Annotated in this window: 11 protein-coding genes; 3 read left to right on the top strand and 8 right to left on the bottom strand. The window is 64.1% G+C overall.

The genetic code is table 11. The annotated features are described in order from the left end of the window. Position 1: 1 nt before the first annotated feature. Entirely contained in the window at positions 2 to 868 is an 867-nt protein-coding gene (locus CZ375_RS06310; RefSeq protein ID WP_159438387.1) for a DegV family protein, read from the bottom strand. A gap of 149 nt (positions 869 to 1,017) precedes the next feature. On the opposite strand from CZ375_RS06310, the gene CZ375_RS06315 reads away from it, so the two are divergent. Beyond that, complete coding sequence (locus CZ375_RS06315; protein WP_077598403.1) at positions 1,018 to 2,178, top strand: toxic anion resistance protein; 1,161 nt, start codon at positions 1,018 to 1,020, stop codon at positions 2,176 to 2,178. A 267-nt stretch (positions 2,179 to 2,445) separates the two neighbouring features. Here CZ375_RS06315 and CZ375_RS06320 read toward each other — a convergent pair whose 3' ends face one another. After that, positions 2,446 to 3,567 (bottom strand): hypothetical protein, encoded by a 1,122-nt coding sequence (locus tag CZ375_RS06320; RefSeq protein WP_143803088.1) that lies wholly within the window; start codon positions 3,565 to 3,567, stop codon positions 2,446 to 2,448. A gap of 241 nt (positions 3,568 to 3,808) precedes the next feature. On the opposite strand from CZ375_RS06320, the gene CZ375_RS06325 reads away from it, so the two are divergent. After that, positions 3,809 to 5,332 carry an isopeptide-forming domain-containing fimbrial protein gene (locus CZ375_RS06325; protein ID WP_077598405.1) on the top strand — a complete coding sequence of 508 codons (1,524 nt, stop codon included), beginning with the start codon at positions 3,809 to 3,811 and terminating at the stop codon, positions 5,330 to 5,332. A 98-nt stretch (positions 5,333 to 5,430) separates the two neighbouring features. Here CZ375_RS06325 and CZ375_RS06330 read toward each other — a convergent pair whose 3' ends face one another. The 6 genes from CZ375_RS06330 to CZ375_RS06355 all read right to left on the bottom strand — a co-directional run bounded on the left by CZ375_RS06330 (position 5,431) and on the right by CZ375_RS06355 (position 14,062). Then, a complete protein-coding gene (locus CZ375_RS06330; RefSeq protein ID WP_077598406.1) occupies positions 5,431 to 7,941 on the bottom strand; it encodes a phosphoketolase family protein in 2,511 nt (836 codons plus the stop codon). A 345-nt stretch (positions 7,942 to 8,286) separates the two neighbouring features. Continuing rightward, positions 8,287 to 9,168: a 3-hydroxy-5-phosphonooxypentane-2,4-dione thiolase gene (gene lsrF, locus CZ375_RS06335; RefSeq protein WP_077598407.1), complete on the bottom strand. Its 882-nt coding sequence runs from the start codon at positions 9,166 to 9,168 to the stop codon at positions 8,287 to 8,289. A 75-nt stretch (positions 9,169 to 9,243) separates the two neighbouring features. Continuing rightward, a complete protein-coding gene (locus CZ375_RS06340; protein ID WP_077598408.1) occupies positions 9,244 to 10,368 on the bottom strand; it encodes a substrate-binding domain-containing protein in 1,125 nt (374 codons plus the stop codon). Between the two features lie 29 nt (positions 10,369 to 10,397). Beyond that, complete coding sequence (locus CZ375_RS06345; RefSeq protein ID WP_097677390.1) at positions 10,398 to 11,441, bottom strand: ABC transporter permease; 1,044 nt, start codon at positions 11,439 to 11,441, stop codon at positions 10,398 to 10,400. Continuing rightward, positions 11,442 to 12,485 carry an ABC transporter permease gene (locus tag CZ375_RS06350; RefSeq protein WP_077598409.1) on the bottom strand — a complete coding sequence of 348 codons (1,044 nt, stop codon included), beginning with the start codon at positions 12,483 to 12,485 and terminating at the stop codon, positions 11,442 to 11,444. Then, positions 12,485 to 14,062, bottom strand: a complete 1,578-nt coding sequence (locus tag CZ375_RS06355) for a sugar ABC transporter ATP-binding protein (protein ID WP_234966908.1) — start codon at positions 14,060 to 14,062, stop codon at positions 12,485 to 12,487. Before CZ375_RS06355 ends, CZ375_RS06350 begins: the two co-directional genes overlap by 1 nt. Positions 14,063 to 14,484: 422 nt before the next feature. On the opposite strand from CZ375_RS06355, the gene CZ375_RS06360 reads away from it, so the two are divergent. Continuing rightward, on the top strand, positions 14,485 to 15,399 hold the full coding sequence (locus tag CZ375_RS06360; RefSeq protein WP_077598410.1) for a sugar-binding transcriptional regulator: 915 nt from the start codon (positions 14,485 to 14,487) through the stop codon (positions 15,397 to 15,399). Positions 15,400 to 15,418: the final 19 nt, after the last annotated feature.

A 15,418-nucleotide genomic window follows, 5' to 3' on the forward strand; every position in this document is an offset into this window, starting at 1 on the left:
TCTAGTCGGCCCTTGCGGCGAGGACCGCCATGCCAAAGGCGCCCGGCCCCGCATGGCTGGCAATGACGCAGCCGGACTTGACCCACTCGACCTCCTGGACGCCGGCACGGCGCAGCAGCGTCTCCACCAGCACGCGCGTGACGCGGTCCGGCTCGTCTCCCTCGGTGTAGGTGAGGTTCACGCGCGAGAGGTCAAGCTCCTCCCGGCCCAGGAGCTCCTCCACCGTCTGGCCCACGCACTTGAGCATGGGGCCGCGCCGCTTCTTGGTGGCGACAAGCCTGCCGTCCACGACCTCCACCACGGGCTTGATGCGCAGCAGCGTTGCGCCCAGGAACGCGATGTTCGAGAGCCTGCCGCCCGCGCGCAGGTAGTCGAGGCCGCCGGGGATGAAGACGAAGCGCAGGCGCTCCACCTGGTCTGCCACGAAGCCCTTGACCTGCTCGAGGGGCATGTCCGGCTCGAGCTCTATCTGGCGTGCCAGGTTGGTGACGATGAGCCTGAGGCCACCCGAGACCGCCTTGGTGTCAATCATGGTGATGTAGTCGCGGCCCTCGGCTGCCAGATGAGCACTCTTGAACGAGATGGTGGTGGCGGCAGAGTAGGCCAGGTAGATGATGTGGGCGCTGGGCTGGGCACCGTGGATGGCATCGAACGCGTCAATGAAGTCCTGGGGCGAGCAGCCGGCCGTCTGGGGCAGGCGGCCCGTCGCGCGATAGTGCTCGAACAGCTCCTCCGAAGGGAAGCTGTCGTCCTCGCGCGACTCATCCCCGAAGTTCACGTGCATGGGCACGATGGTGAGCCCATGGCGCCGCGCGGTCTGCTCGTGGATGTCAGAGCCTGACTCGGTGACAATGACGTAGCTGGACATCTCTCTCCCGTCGTCTCGTGTCTGAAGAGCTGGGACAGGTGTGCACACAAGCATAGCAAACACGGGATTGCGCACGAATATGCATCGCGGAGCGCTGCGATAGAATCTTCTCAGCAAACAGCTGGCAGGTCATCTATGGAGGAGGACGCATGTCGGACGTCGAGCGGGACTTTGATATGGAGATTCCGGTGGCACCTGAGGTGGAGTTGGAGTTTGGCGAGGAGGCTCCCGCAGCGCCCGAGCTGACGGTCATCCCCGACGCCGGCGAGGAGGACGACATCACCTCCTCCCTCACGCCACAGGAACGCGAGAAGGTCTCGGCCTTCGTCGAGAAGATCGACATCACCAACACCGCTGGCGTTCTTGCCTTCGGCGTGGGCTCCCAGCGCAAGGTGTCGGAGTTCTCCGAGCGCGCGCTGGCCGGCGTGCGCGGGCGCGACCTGGGAGAGGTCGGCGAGGACATCAACAAGCTGGTGGTGACCCTCAGGAACTTTGACCCGGACCAGAAGGAGGGCGGCATCCTCGGCCTCTTCAACAGGGCGAAGAACAACCTAGAGTCGCTCAAGACGCGCTACACCGAGGTCGAGAAGAACGTGCGCTCCATCTCCGACGTGCTCGAGGGGCACCAGCGCACGCTGCTCAAGGACATCTCCATGCTCGACCAGCTCTATGCCCTGAACGAGGCCTACTTCAAGGAGCTCACCATGTACGTTGCCGCCGGCCGCGAGAAGCTCTCGCTGGTCAGGGCGGGGGAGCTGGCGCAGCTGCAGGCAAAGGCCCAGGCGAGCGGACTTGCCGAGGACGCCCAGCTTGCACGCGACCTGGCACAGAAGTGCGACCGCTTCGAGAAGCGCATCTTTGATCTTGAGCTCACGCGCCAGGTGGCCCTGCAGACGGCCCCGCAGATCCGCATGGTTCAGGCGTCGGACGCCGTCATGGCCGAGAAGATCCAGTCCACCGTGGTAAACACCATCCCCCTGTGGAAGAACCAGATGGTGCTTGCCCTGGGCGTCGAGCACGCCAACCAGGCCGCCCGCGCCCAGCGCGAGGTGTCCGAGATGACCAACGAGCTGCTTCGCAAGAACGCCGACAGGCTCAAGGTGGCCACCGTCGAGTCCGCCAAGGAGGCGGAGCGTGGCGTGGTTGACCTGGACACCCTGCGCCACACCAACGAGCAGCTCATCTCAACCCTGGACGAGGTGTCGCGCATCCAGGCCGAGGGCCGCGAGAGGCGCCGCCTGGCCGAGGCCGAGCTGGGCAAGATCGAGGGGGAGCTGAAGGCCAAGCTGCTGGCAGCCTCCCAGCATTAGGGGACGCTGGGGCTCGCCTCGGGTGGACAGAGACGCCACTTTCGGCCTCCGGAGGCACATTTTCACCGGTTCGCCCACCTCCAGGCGCCCTGGCGGTGGGCGAACTCGCAACTCTCGGCCCATGCGGGGCAAAATATGCACGTCTACCTACCCGAGGAGCCCCCACAGGTGGGCAAACGCAAGGTTTGGGGCGTTGGAGCGCCTTGTGGCAGGCATTGACCCACCAGGGCGCAGCCACAAGCCGGGTGGGAACAAGGGTTTCAGCCGCTAGGGCCTGAGGGTGTCGTCCCCCTCGGCAAGGCCGTCCTGCTCGAGCATGGTGCGCATCACCTTGATGTCGCCCGCTATGTCCCAGGATTGCTCCGCAAGCAGGTTGTCCAGGGCCTTGGTGAGCCCGTCGTCCACCATGTCCAGCGCCTCGCGCAGCTCGTCCTTGATGGTGGCGACGTTGCCGCCCGCCGAGCCGCTCTCCTCCAGCTGGGCAAAGGACTCCGCCAGCTTGGTGGTCTGGGGCAGGTAGTAGCTCACCACGCGCCGCAGCTGGGGGGCGCAGGCGGGATGCGACGCCAGATAGCTGGAGAGCCCCCTCACCCTGAGCACGATCCCGTCAAGCGACGACCGCACGCCATCGTCCACGATGCGCAGACGCACCTGCTGGATGCCGGTGGCGAAGCTGGCAAACGCGTCAAGCGCCTCCCGCGCGTCCGCGGGCAGCTCGCCCTGAGCCGGCTCCTGGGGCTGGGGCTGGAGCTCCCTCTGCCGGCAGGCCTCGCGATAGGCCGCATCCGTGAGGTAGAGCGTCTCGGTCCCCAGGGGGGACGACAAATGCCCTTCGGGAATGAGCCCCTTTGCTATGGCCGCCTGAAGCTGGGGGCGCAAGCGGTCCATGCTCATCTCCACGCGGACGGCAAGCTCGGACAGGGAAATGCTCTGGGCACCTCCCAGGGCTCCCGAGACGCGCGTCACGGCATCGGAAAGCTGCCTGGAGCCGCGGGCCTTGACCAGCTGCTTCCACCCCATGCGCAAGAAGAGCGCCGAGAGGGCGATCATGGGAACGAACCCCGGGAGCCCCGCGTCCCCCATCGCGGTGCAGGATGCCGGCAGCATGGACAGGCCGATGTATCCCAGGAAGAAGGCACCCACGTAGTTGCCCGTGCTGTGCTTCTTCAGGCTCTGGTCGCAGATGACGTAGGGAGAGGGGGCATGGCTCATGAGGCCCAGCTCGCGCGCCGCGCTCTTCGCGGCCCTCTCGATGGAGCTTGATATGCCCGCGAAGTCAACCTTGGAGATGGCGTCTCCCACCTGCCTCGCCACGTCCGTGCCCTTGCGCTCGAGCATGCGCCCGAGGTCGTCCAGGTCGTTGAAGTCCTTGTTGCCCATCGATGCCACGCGTGCCCTCCTCATGTATGACAGGACAAGTATACGGTCTGGGACAACGAGTGCGAGGCATTCGGTGACCTGCGACAGGGCACCGTCCAAAAACACAGACCAATGGGCGAAGCAGACACGCCGACCCCTCGGTCTTGGTACGACTACCAGCCCGCCACCTGGCGATGTCTTGCCTCGCTGCGTGCTCATGGTATACAGGAGGGGTTCATGGCACACCAACGACGAAGCGGAGGAATCGAACATGAGGCGTTGGATGGCCCGCGCGGGCCTGCTCTCGCTGTTGGCATTGATGATTACGGCCAGCCTGCAGGCCCGTCCCGCACTGGCGGCGGACGCGGCACCCTACTGGGACGAAAGCGCGAGGACATCGGCCCTCGTCCTCCAGTGCGTGCCCGCCACGGGCAACACCCCGAGCATGCCCTCTACGGAAGGACTCAACGGCGTGGTCGTCTCCCTGACCGACGCACACGGGAACACGACCACCAAGACCTCGGCCACCCTAGATTACTTCGAAGGACGGCTGGTCTTCGAGGGCCTCGCCTGGGGATCCACATACACCATGAAGGTTGAGCAGGTGCCCAACGGGTACATGGCCGTCCACCACCTCTACAAGACAGGCGATAGCTACGAGGTGAGCGTCACCGACGAGGGATGGGTACTCGTCGACGGGCTGCAGGGTAACGCGGGAACCCCTGACGCGAGCCTCCCCGGCGTCAACTACCTGATGGGAAAGACGCCCTTTAAGCTCTACTTCGGCGAGAAGCCCGAGGTCAAGAAGACCGTGGACGGCGGCCCAGAGGTGACGGCCGAGGCCGGAGACGCGCTGAGCTTCAAGCTCGCAAGCGTCCTTCCCCCAGCAGCCGCCTATAACTGCGAGTATGACCCCACGAACCTGCACCTGTCCATCGCATACGAGAAGGTCGAGCTGTCCGACCTCCTCGACGCCCGCCTCAAGGTGCAAAGCGCCACCCTCCTGCTGGATGGCTCCACCGTCACCAGCTGGGAGGCCGGCTCCGGCGCCCAGACCCCAGGCGACCTAGCGGCAATCACCGTCTCTGCCGAGGAGGGCGGCACGCGCGTGCTAGCCTCCCTCACTCCCAAGGGAATCCGTTCCCTCGCCACGAACGAGCTGTTCGGCGAAGGCAAGAGCCACGACCTCAAGCTGGTAATCAATGCGGTCATGAGCAAGGGCGTGCAGAGTGACATCCCCAACGTCGGCGTCCTGGTCGTGAACTCCCACGAGAGTCGCTCCAAGGTGGTAGTTCACCCCAAGCCGACGAGCGCGCTCAAAGTGACGAAGACGATCGTTGCGACAGACCCCACAGCCATCGCGAACCAGAAGTTCGACTTCGTCGTTACCCTGGACGACAAGGACGTGAGCGGAAGCTACGGCGACATGGCCTTCGAGAACGGTGTCGCTCGCCTCTCCTTGGCCTCGGGCCAGTCGGCAGAGGCCAAGGGGCTTCCCGTCGGCATCAACTACAAAGTGGAGGAGCTCCGTGCGAACCAGGACGGCTTCGTTACGTCCTCCGAGGGGGCAGAGGGCAGGCTCGTGGCCGGCGAGACGGCCGTTGCCGCCTTCACCAACACGCTTACACCCCCTCCCACACCTCCGACGCCCACCACACCCAAGCCAGGCGCACCAAAGTCGGCGCTTCCCCGAACGGGCGACCTCGGCCCTGTTACCGGCACTCTTTTCCTAGGAGCCGGTGCCGGGTCTCTGGGCCTCGGCCTGCGGCTGAGGGGCAGGAGGAGCCGAGGCTAGCCCTCAGGTGATCAGAGGCAAAGACAGGGGCTCCCCCGGCATCTGCCGGGGGAGCCCCTCACTCATGCGCTCGCACGGGGCGAAACGGGGCCCGCAGGCTACTCGTCGTTGTCGCCGCCGGTTGAAGACATGGCGGCGGCGCTGTTGTCCTGGGCCTCCAGGACGTCACGCCACACCCACTCGGTGAAGCGAGGGTGGTCGTAGCCGTTGTCGCAGGCAAACTGGAACGCCTCGTCGCGGAATGCGCGCCACTCGGAGATCTTGTCGGCCCACTTGCCGGCGTCCACAAGCTCCAGGGCATGCGCCGCGAGGGCCCAGCGGTCCATCTCGTTCAGGCGCAGCATGTCGTAGGGCGTGGTGGTGGAGCCCTCCTCCATGTAGCCGTGAACGTGGAAGTTGTCGTGGCCCGGACGGTCGAAGATCAGGCCATGGATGCTGTGCGCGTAGGCGTGGAAGGCGAAGAGCACGGGCACGTCCGTGCCGAAGAGCTCGGCGAAGCGCTCGTCGGAGACGGCCTCGTCGTTCTCGCTGGCGTTCTGGATGCTCAGCAGGTCCACGACGTTGACGAACTTCACCTTGAGCCCCAGGTCCTGCAGGGCGTCAGAGGCGGCCAGCAGCTCCAGGGTGGGAACGTCGCCGCAGGAGGCGAGGACCAAATCGGGCCTCTGCCCCGCCTTGACGTTGCCCGCCCACTCCCACTCGGCCACGCCCTCGGCGAGCTCGGCCTTGGCCTCGTCGATGCTCTGGAAGGTGGGAGAGGGCTGCTTGCCCGCAAAGATGGCGTTGATCTTGTTGGTGGACTGGTAGCACCTCTCGCCCACGGCCAGCAGCATGTTGGCGTCGGCGGGATAGTACATCTTGACCACGTGATCGTTGTGGAAGTTCTTGTTCAGCAGCACGTCCACGAAGCCGGGGTCCTGGTGGGAGAAGCCGTTGTGGTCCTGACGCCAGACGTGGCTGGTGAGCAGGATGTTGAGGGAGGCGATGGGCGCCCTCCAGGGGATGTGGCGCACGGTTGCCTCGAGCCACTTGGCATGCTGGTTGACCATGGAGTCAACCACGTGGATGAAGCTCTCGTAGCTGGACCAGACGCCGTGGCGGCCAGTGAGCAGGAAGCCCTCGAGAAGGCCCTCGCACTGGTGCTCGGAGAGCTGCTCGATGACAGAACCCGAGGAGCTCATGTGGATGTCGTTCTCGGGGTCCGCGTTGTGGCCGGCGTTCCACTGCTTGTCCGTGAGAGAGTAGGCGGCCTGCAGGCGGTTGGAGGCCGTCTCGTCAGGGCCGAAGACGCGGAACTTGGTGAGGTTGAGCTTCATGACGTCGCGCGTGTAGTCGCCGAAGACACGGCTGGCCTCGGTGGTGCCGAAGCCGTGGCCCTTCTCGTTGACGGGGATCTCGTAGGCGTGGATGTCCGGCAGCTCGAGGTCCTCGCGCAGGAGGCCTCCGTTGGCGTTGGGGTTGGCGCCCAGGCGCAGCTCCCCCTGGGGCATGAACTCGGTGACCTCGGGTCGCAGCGAGCCGTTCTCGTCCCAGAGCTCATGGGGCCTGTAAGAGCGCAGCCAGCTGCGCAGCACGCGGAAGTGCTCGTGGGTGTCCTTCGCCGAGACCAGCGGCACCTGGTGCGCGCGCCAGCTGTCCTCGGTCTTCTTGCCGTCGATGAACTTGGGGCACGACCAGCCCTTGGGCGTCTTGAACACGATCATGGGGTACGCCGGACGCTCGGTCTCGCCGGCGAGGGCGCGCCACTTGATGTCGCAGATCTCGTTGAAGACCTGCTCGAGAAGGGCCGCGAAGCGACGGTGGATGGAGATTACGGGCTCGTCGTCAAAGCCGGCCACGAAGGTGTAGGGGTGATATCCCATGCCACGGAAGAACTCGTTGCGCTCCTCGTCGGAGATGCGCGCGAGGATGGTGGGGTTGGCGATCTTGTAGCCGTTGAGGTGCAGGACCGGCAGGACGATGCCGTCGGTGAGCGGGTTCATGAGCTTGTTGGTCTGCCAGGAGGTGGCAAGCGGCCCCGTCTCCGCCTCGCCGTCGCCCACCACGGCAAAGGCCAGCAGGCTGGGGTTGTTGAGCACGGAGCCGTAGGCGTGGCTCAGGGTGTAGCCCAGCTCGCCGCCCTCGTGGATGGAGCCAGGTGTCTCGGGCGCGAAGTGGCTGGGGATGCCGCCGGGATAGGAGAACTGACGGAAGAACTTCTGCAGGCCCGCCTCGTCGTCAGTGATCTGCGGGTAGCGCTCGCGGTAGGTGCCGTCGAGCAGGGACTGCGCGGTGCCGGCGGGCCCACCGTGGCCCGGCCCCATGAAGAACACGACGTTCTGGCCGTGATCGTGAATGAAGCGGTTGACGTGCCCCATCAGGAAGTTGATACCGGGCGTGGTGCCCCAGTGGCCCACAAGGCGGTGCTTGACGTCCGCACGGCCGAAGTCGCGCAGCTCCCCGGTCTTCTCGTCAGCGAAGTCGGAGCGCATGAGGGGGTTGCTGCGAAGGTAGATCTGCCCGACTGACATGTAGTTTGCCGCGCGCCAGTACTTGTCTACCCAGGCAACCTCCTCTTCGGGCACGGGGGCATCGAGCTTCTTCCAGGGAGTACCCAGATCTTCTGCCATTTACTTCCCTTTCTACTACCGTTCATCAGAGAGTGCGACCGTTTGCTCAACACGCTCTTGACCTGATTGCAAAAATGAGCTCCCTCATTTTGCTCCATTTAAAGCCAAAAGAGTAAACAGAAGTCGATTTTCATGCAGAGAAATTCATTTGCTTCTCGCACGGAGGCGTATGGCGCATGGGCGTTTCCGCAGTGGGCGGGCGAGGAGGGCACATCTGACCAGGAACTCCCTGCCCACCGATGCGCAAAAGGATGCCGCCGCGGGACGTGGAGGGCCCGCGGCGGCAGGGGGCGGCAAGGGAAGGAACCGCCCCGGAAGGGAAGAAGTCGGCTTGCGCCGTGTGTGCTAGTGCCTGGCGACGTCCTGGAAGAACTCCCATGCCTCGGCGTCGGTGGCGCCCTCGTGCACGATCATGCGCACGGCCTGGGCCATCTCGACGGGGTTTACGCTCTGGAAGATGTTGCGGCCCATGTCAACGCCGCGGGCGCCCTTCTGGATGACGCTATAGGCCATGTGCAGGGCGTCGCGCTCGGCGATCTTCTTGCCGCCGGCGACGACGATGGGCACGGGGCAGGCGGCCACGACCTCCTCGAAGTCCTCGCAGTCGTAGGTCTTCACAAGCTGGCAGCCCATCTCGGCGATGATGCGCGTGGCGAGCTTGAAGTAGCGGCCCGTGCGCTCCATGTCCTTGCCCACGGCGCAGACGCCCAGGGTGGGGATGCTGTAGCGCATGCCGGCATTGATGACCTGGCTGAGGTTGTCGATGCTGGAGAGCTGGCCGTCGCCGCCGATGAAGACCTGGGAGGCCATGCAGTCCGCGTTCATGCGGATGGCGTCCTCGATGTCAACGGCGACGACCTCATGGCTGAGGTCCGCCTGCAGCATGGAGGAGCCGGAGCTCACGCGCAGGGCGACGCCCTTGGCAAGCTCGGGGGCGACGCAGCTGCGGATGGCGCCGCGCGTGCCCATGAACACGTCCACATGGGGGGCGAGCGTCGGCAGGAGGAGGTCGAGCCTCTCGAGGCCTGCCGTGGAGCCCATGAAGTAGCCGTGGTCAAAGGCAAGCATGACGGTGTTGCCGCTCTTGGGGTCAAAGATGTTCGAGAGGTGCTTCTTCATGCCCCAGTCAAGGTTGTTGGCGCCCTTGACATAGAAGCCCTCGTTGTTGGCAAAGGGCACGTCCACGTGATAGTCCTTTGCGACCTTGAGTCCGTCCAGATCAGCCATAGCGTTCCTTTCTCATGGCGAAAACAGGGCGGTGCCACGGCAGTCCCGCGGCACCGCCCACTTGTAGAACCGAGCTTAGAAGGAGTAGTTGTTCATGTTCTCCTTGGTGAAGACCAGACGCTCGGGAAGCAGGACGACGCCGTTGTTCTTGTCGCCGGTCTTTGCGCCCTGGGAGATGCTGTCGTTGGGCTCGACCTCGGCCTTGCCGATGCCGGGGATGTCGATGGTGTCGCCCACCTTGACCTCGTTGCCGGCGGCGAGATAGGCAGCCACATAGCAGCCCATGGCACCCTGGACGCCGCAGTCCCAAAGGCCCCAGTTGTGGATGGTGCCGTGCTCGCAGTAGGACTTGATGGACATGGGGGACGCGAAGCCCGTGATGGTGATCTTGGACTGGTCGTAGCCCTTGTTCTCAGCGGCCTGGAGCTGTCCGGGAAGAGCGGTGGAGTCGTTGCAGATGATCAGGTCGATCTCGGGGAAGGCGTCGAGGACGGCCTCTCCGATGGTGATGGCCTGCTCGGCATCCTGGTTGGAGTAGTAGTTCTCGTGGACGTTCTTCCAGTTGGCGTGCTTCTCCTTGATGATCTTCTCGGCGGCAACCTGCCAGGAGTTCTGGTCGGTGACGGTGGCCTGGGAGTAGTGCCAGACGTAGGTGATCTCGTCCTTCTCGGGGTCCTTGCCGCGCTGCTTGAGGCCGTCGATGGACATATCGATCAGCATCTGGCCGAGAATCTCGGGCGTGCCCTGGGAGACCATGAGGGTACGGTCCTCGGGGTTGGCGTCGGAGTCCCAGGTGGCGACGACGATGCCGGCGTCCGTGGCCTTCTTGAGCGCGTCGGAGACGCCGCCCGCGTCGACCGTGGAGATGCAGATGGCGTCCACGCCGTTGGCGACAGCCTGGTTGATGACGGAGACCTGGGCGGACACGGAGGCGGTGGCGTCACCGATGTAGTCGACGGTGATGCCCCAGTCCTTTGCCTTCTCCTGGGCGCCGTTGTTGGCGGACTCGAAGAATGCGTTGCCGGTCACCTTGGGGATGAACGCGACGGTCTTGCCCTTGATGTCGCCTGCGGTGGCAGCCTCGCCACCAGCTGCGGGAGCCTCCTCCTGCTTGCCGCCACAGCCCACTAGGCCAAGGCCGGCAACCGTTGCCGAAGCACCCATAACCTTCAGGAAACTACGACGAGACACGTTCTTCATAGCGCAACCTCCATCTTCCCTGGCCTGTTCTAGGCCTTGACATTGGGGCCATGGCCCACCTTGCTTGCAAACAGCGCCCGTAGCATAGGCACGAAGCCCGTGTTACTAGCCGCAGAACGCCCAACGATGACGGCGACGAGCAGGATTCCCACCGGGATGTTCAGGTACTGGGTGCCCACCTTGAAGCAAAGCGGCAGACCAAACTTGAGGAAGGCGATGGCAAAGGACGCGAGCGCCGTTCCGATGATGGACCCCTTGCCACCCGTGGAGAGGGTGCCTCCCAGAACCACCGCGGTGATGATGTCCATGGTGAGGCCGCCGCCCAGGTCAGACTTGGCCGTGCCAAGATATGCCGTGAGCACGATGCCGGCAATAGACGCCGCGGCGGCGCTCAGCACGTAGGTCGACATGATCACCAGCCTGCTGTTGATGCCGGAGTACTCCGCGGCCTGGGCGTTCACGCCGGTGAGGATCACCTTGCGACCGTACTTGGTCTTGTGCAGCAGGACAAAGGCGATGGCAAACAGGGCCACGTAGATGAGCAGCTGGAAGGGAACGGCCCCAAGCACCTGGTGGCTGGCGATGAACTTGAACTCGTCGGGGAAGCCTCCGATGCCCTGGTAGCTCTCCGTGCTCGAGAGCGTGGAGACGAGCAGGGCGATCCCCGAGTAGAGGAAGCTGCCGCCCAGGGTGACCACCATGGCCTGCACCCCGCAGTACGCTATCAGGAAGCCCGAGAAGGCGCCGCAGACGATGCAGATCGCCACAGCTAGGGCGACCGCCGCCCAGATGGAGAAGCCAAAGTCCTGCCAGGCGACGCCAATGGTGATGGACGTGAGGCCCACGAGGGACGCCACCTGGATGTCGATGCCTCCGGTGACCATGACCAGGGTGACGAAAAGCGCGATCATGAACACGGGCAGGTTGTCGTTGATGCTGGTGAAGAGCAGGGCGGGGCGCAGGAACTTGGGGTTGGCCGCGCCGAACACCACGAACTCGAGCACGAGCAGACCGATGAGGATGAGGTTCCAGCTTGCCTGGCCCCTGGTGAGAAGCTGCTTGATGCGCGACATCTATGCCTCGCCTCCTTCCTGGTCCTTACCCTCCGCGGCCGTGGCAGCCTCCGTGCCGGAGGAGACGCGGGCGGCAAGGCGGGCGTGACGGTTCTTGACGATGGCCCGACGCTGCAGGAGCGCATCCACCACGACGATGACGATGAGGATGATGCCGGTGATGGCGTTGTCGTAGTTGGACGAGAAGCCCATGAAGACCAGCAGGTAGCTGATCGAGGCCATGATGACGGCACCGATGGCGGACCCCACGACGGAACCCACGCCTCCCAGGAGGCTGATGCCGCCCAGAACGCAGGCCGCGATGGCCTTCATCTCGTAGCCGTTGCCGCTGGCGGGGGTGACGAAGCCGATGCGGCTGCAGAAGATGATGCCCCCGACGGCGGCCATGACGCCGCAGATGACGTAAGCGAGGATCGTGGTGCTGCGCGTGGGCAGGCCGACGAGGGTAGCGCCCTGCGCGTTGTCTCCCACGGCGTGGAAGTAGCGCCCACGCTTGGTCTTGGTGAGCAGGAAGTGGACCACGGCGACCAGGACAAGGGTTGCGCAGTAGTAGACGGTCAGGTCACCGACGGCGGTCACGGACGAGAAGTCCTTGAAGCCCTTGGGCAGGTTCTCAACCCAGGCACCATTGGTGTAGACGTAGATGATGCCGCGCAGGACGCCGTTGACGCCCAGGGTGAAGATCAGCGAGGGCGCCTTCATGATGGCCACGCCCCAGGCGTTGATGAGGCCGATCAGGGCACCGATGACGACGCCCACGATGATGGCCAGGCCCAGGGACTGGCCATCGCGCAGCATGCTGCCCACGACCGCGGCAACCAGGCCGAGGTTTGCGCCAACGGAGACGTCGATCTCTCCGATGAAGAGCGTGAAGGCCATGCCCACGGCAACCAGGGTGTAGACCACCGAGGTGTTGAAGCAGGCGGAGACGTTGGAGGGCGTCAGGAACGCCGGGTTGATCAGGCCAACCACCAAGAAGAGGATGACCAGGAACACGAGGCTGCTCATGCTGCGCGCATGGAGAAGGTTCTTGATGCGTCCCATTACTCGGTCACCGCCTTCGCTTCTGCCTGATACACGCCAAACGCCGCCGCGGTCAGGTTCTCCTGGACTATCTGGTCCCTCTCGAACTCCTGGACAATGCGGCCCTGGTACATGACCAGCGCGCGGTCGGAGAGCTCGACGACCTCCTCCATGTCGGAGGAGATGAGCAGGATGGACACGCCCGTGTCCCTGAGCTCCTGCAGGACCGCGTAGACGTCCCCACGGGCCGCTGCGTCGATGCCGCGGGTGGGCTCGTCGAGGATGACCACCTTGGGGGAGGTGGAGAAGGCGCGGCCGATGACGATCTTCTGCTGGTTTCCGCCCGAGAGTCCGCCAACCTCCTGGTCAAGCCCCGTCACCTTGGTGCGGAAGCGGTCCACGTAGCTCTGGGAGACCCTCTCCTCCTCCTTGGCGTTGAGGAAGAGCCTGCCCATGCGGCTGCTGGAGAGCAGCGCGCTGGTGGTGTTCTCCGCGACCCCGCGGATGCGGTAGAGGCCGTCGTTGAAGCGGTCCTCGGGAACGTAGTTGAGACCCATGGATATGACCTGGCGGGTCTTGCGGCCGGTGATGTCCTGACCGTTGAGAAGCACGCTGCCGCCCAGGGCCTTGTCCATGCCAAAGATGGTGGTTGCCATCTCGGTGCGGCCGGCGCCAACGACTCCCGCCAGGCCCACGATCTCCCCGGGATAGATGTCAAAGCTGATGTCCGAGAAGCCGTAGCCGCAGAAGCCCTGAACCTTGAGGACGGGATCCTGGGAATAGTCGATCTTTCGCGCGGCGCCCCTGGCCTTGCCGGAGGACAGGCTGGCATCCGCCGGGAGCAGGCCGCGCACGAGGTCGTCACGGGTGAACTCGAAGACGTTTCCCTGCGTGGTGACGATGCCATCACGCAGTATGGCCACCGTGGTGCCGATCTCGAAGACCTCGGCCAGGCGGTGGGTGATGTAGATGATGCCTATGCCCTTGTTCTGCAGCTCCTGGACGCAGGCCAGAAGGCTCTGGACCTCGTCGAAGGTGAGGGCGGAGGTAGGCTCGTCGAGGATGAGCACCTTAGGGTTGCGCATGAGGCCGCGCAGGATCTCCACCATGCCCTGCTCGGCGATGGAGAGGGTGGACGCCTTGCGGTCGAGGTCGAGCGACCAGCCAATCTCGTCCATGACGGACCTGAGGCGGCTCTCGAGCTCCGAGGCACCCTCGTCGAAGCCGATGACTATGTTCTCGCGCACGGTCATGTTGGGGAAGAGCATGGGCTCCTGCGGCACCATGTAGATGCTGTGCGCCAGGGCGGCCTTGGGGTTGGAGATGTCCACCTTCTCGCCCGCGATGGTAATCTCTCCCCTGTCCGCGGAGTAGATGCCCATGATGATCTTCATCAGAGTGGACTTGCCCGCTCCGTTCCCTCCGATGAGCGCCAGCACCTGGCCCTTGCAGAGGTCGAGGCTGATGCCCTTGAGCACCGCGTTGGAGCCGAAGGACTTGTAGATGTTCTGCACCGAAAGCAGCGTGTTGGGAACCTGATAGCTGATTCCCGACCCATCCTGCTTCGCAGCGTCTTGCTGACTGCCGGCAGCTTCCACGTGGCCTCCCTTCCCTTGTGACGAGAGGGACTGGCCCCCCAGGGCCCATCCCCCAAACAGGACGATAAAACGCACGCGCCCGGCCGGCCACCGCTTGTGACACGAGCGGTAGCAAAGCGTCAACGAGTGGCAAATTGTTTCAACAAATGACGTTTGTTCTATCGTTTGATTTGTAGCACAACGAAGGCAGCCTAGTTTCGACTTTCGCCCAAAAGGCCCCAGACACGACTTGGACTATATTTGTTTCATGTCTTCTAACTGCTTTTTTGTTAATCTTTCCTTGATATTTCCACGCCGAGGTCAGCTTCCACTCGCACGAGTTGAAATTGACATGCCCCCGCTGTGGTTGTATATCTGTTTATGAACTACTGTCATGTCATTGGACATTTGTTCCAATTTCTCTTAGCTGGGAGGCGAGCATCTTGTCTGAGTCCGAGTACTCTCTCACTCTCAAGGCTGCCTGGTACTACTACATGGAGAGCTACACGCAGCAAGAGATCTCGTCTCTCATGGGCATCTCGCGCGCCAAGGTCATCCGCCTGCTGGACGAGGCCCGCCAAGGCGGGATCATCCGCTTCAGCTTCCGGGAGGAAGACCAGGTCCGCATGGACGTGGAGAGAAGGCTCATAGAGGGCTTCGGCCTCGACGACGCCATGGTGGTCCCCACCCCCGTTGACGAGTCGTCGCTTCTCGACAGCATCGCACGGGCCGCGTCGATGTATGTCACCTATCACCTCAAGCCCAACGGCTACCTCAACATCGGCTACGGCGACACCATGGGCCTCACCCTCAGCCACCTGGCCAACAGCGGCCGCAAGGACTTCAGCGTGGTGAGCCTCACCGGCGGCGTGAGCTACTACCTGCCCAAGGTGCCTCTGGGCTCGCTGAACATGAAGCTCTACCTCACGCCCACCCCGCTCACGCTCTCTTCGGTGGAGCTCAAGGAGGCCCTGATGAGGGAGCCCTCCATCCAGAGCATCAGCCGGATGACGGCCCTGGCGGACATGAGCGTGATGAGCCTGGGCAGCCTCACCGAGGATGCCACCACCATGCGCAACGGGATCATCGACGCCAACGACCTGGCCCTCCTGCGCATGGAGGGCTGCGTGGGGGACATCCTCAACCACTTCATAGACAGCAGGGGCGAGGTCATCCCCACCAGCATCGACGACAGGTCGGTGAGCACCAGCCTGGAGAGCCTCTGCTCCATGAAGAACGTGGTGGGGGTCGCCGGAGGAGCCGCGAAGGTCGCCGTGCTTCGCGCGGCGCTGGCGCATGACTACCTCAACGTGCTCATAACTGACGAGCAGACTGCGCTGGGCCTGCTTGGAGACTGACGGACACACGAGCTAGGGG

This window comes from Olsenella urininfantis (assembly GCF_900155635.1).
Taxonomy (GTDB): Bacteria; Actinomycetota; Coriobacteriia; order Coriobacteriales; family Atopobiaceae; genus Olsenella_G; species Olsenella_G urininfantis.

What these genes read in the sequence shown, in the direction of transcription:
- CZ375_RS06310 (WP_159438387.1), bottom strand. Translation starts at nt 868, where the DNA reads ATGTCCAGCTACGTCATTGTCACCGAGTCAGGCTCTGACATCCACGAG.
- CZ375_RS06315 (WP_077598403.1), top strand. Translation starts at nt 1,018, where the DNA reads ATGTCGGACGTCGAGCGGGACTTTGATATGGAGATTCCGGTGGCACCT.
- CZ375_RS06325 (WP_077598405.1), top strand. Translation starts at nt 3,809, where the DNA reads ATGAGGCGTTGGATGGCCCGCGCGGGCCTGCTCTCGCTGTTGGCATTG.
- CZ375_RS06330 (WP_077598406.1), bottom strand. Translation starts at nt 7,941, where the DNA reads ATGGCAGAAGATCTGGGTACTCCCTGGAAGAAGCTCGATGCCCCCGTG.
- lsrF (WP_077598407.1), bottom strand. Translation starts at nt 9,168, where the DNA reads ATGGCTGATCTGGACGGACTCAAGGTCGCAAAGGACTATCACGTGGAC.
- CZ375_RS06340 (WP_077598408.1), bottom strand. Translation starts at nt 10,368, where the DNA reads ATGAAGAACGTGTCTCGTCGTAGTTTCCTGAAGGTTATGGGTGCTTCG.
- CZ375_RS06345 (WP_097677390.1), bottom strand. Translation starts at nt 11,441, where the DNA reads ATGTCGCGCATCAAGCAGCTTCTCACCAGGGGCCAGGCAAGCTGGAAC.
- CZ375_RS06350 (WP_077598409.1), bottom strand. Translation starts at nt 12,485, where the DNA reads ATGGGACGCATCAAGAACCTTCTCCATGCGCGCAGCATGAGCAGCCTC.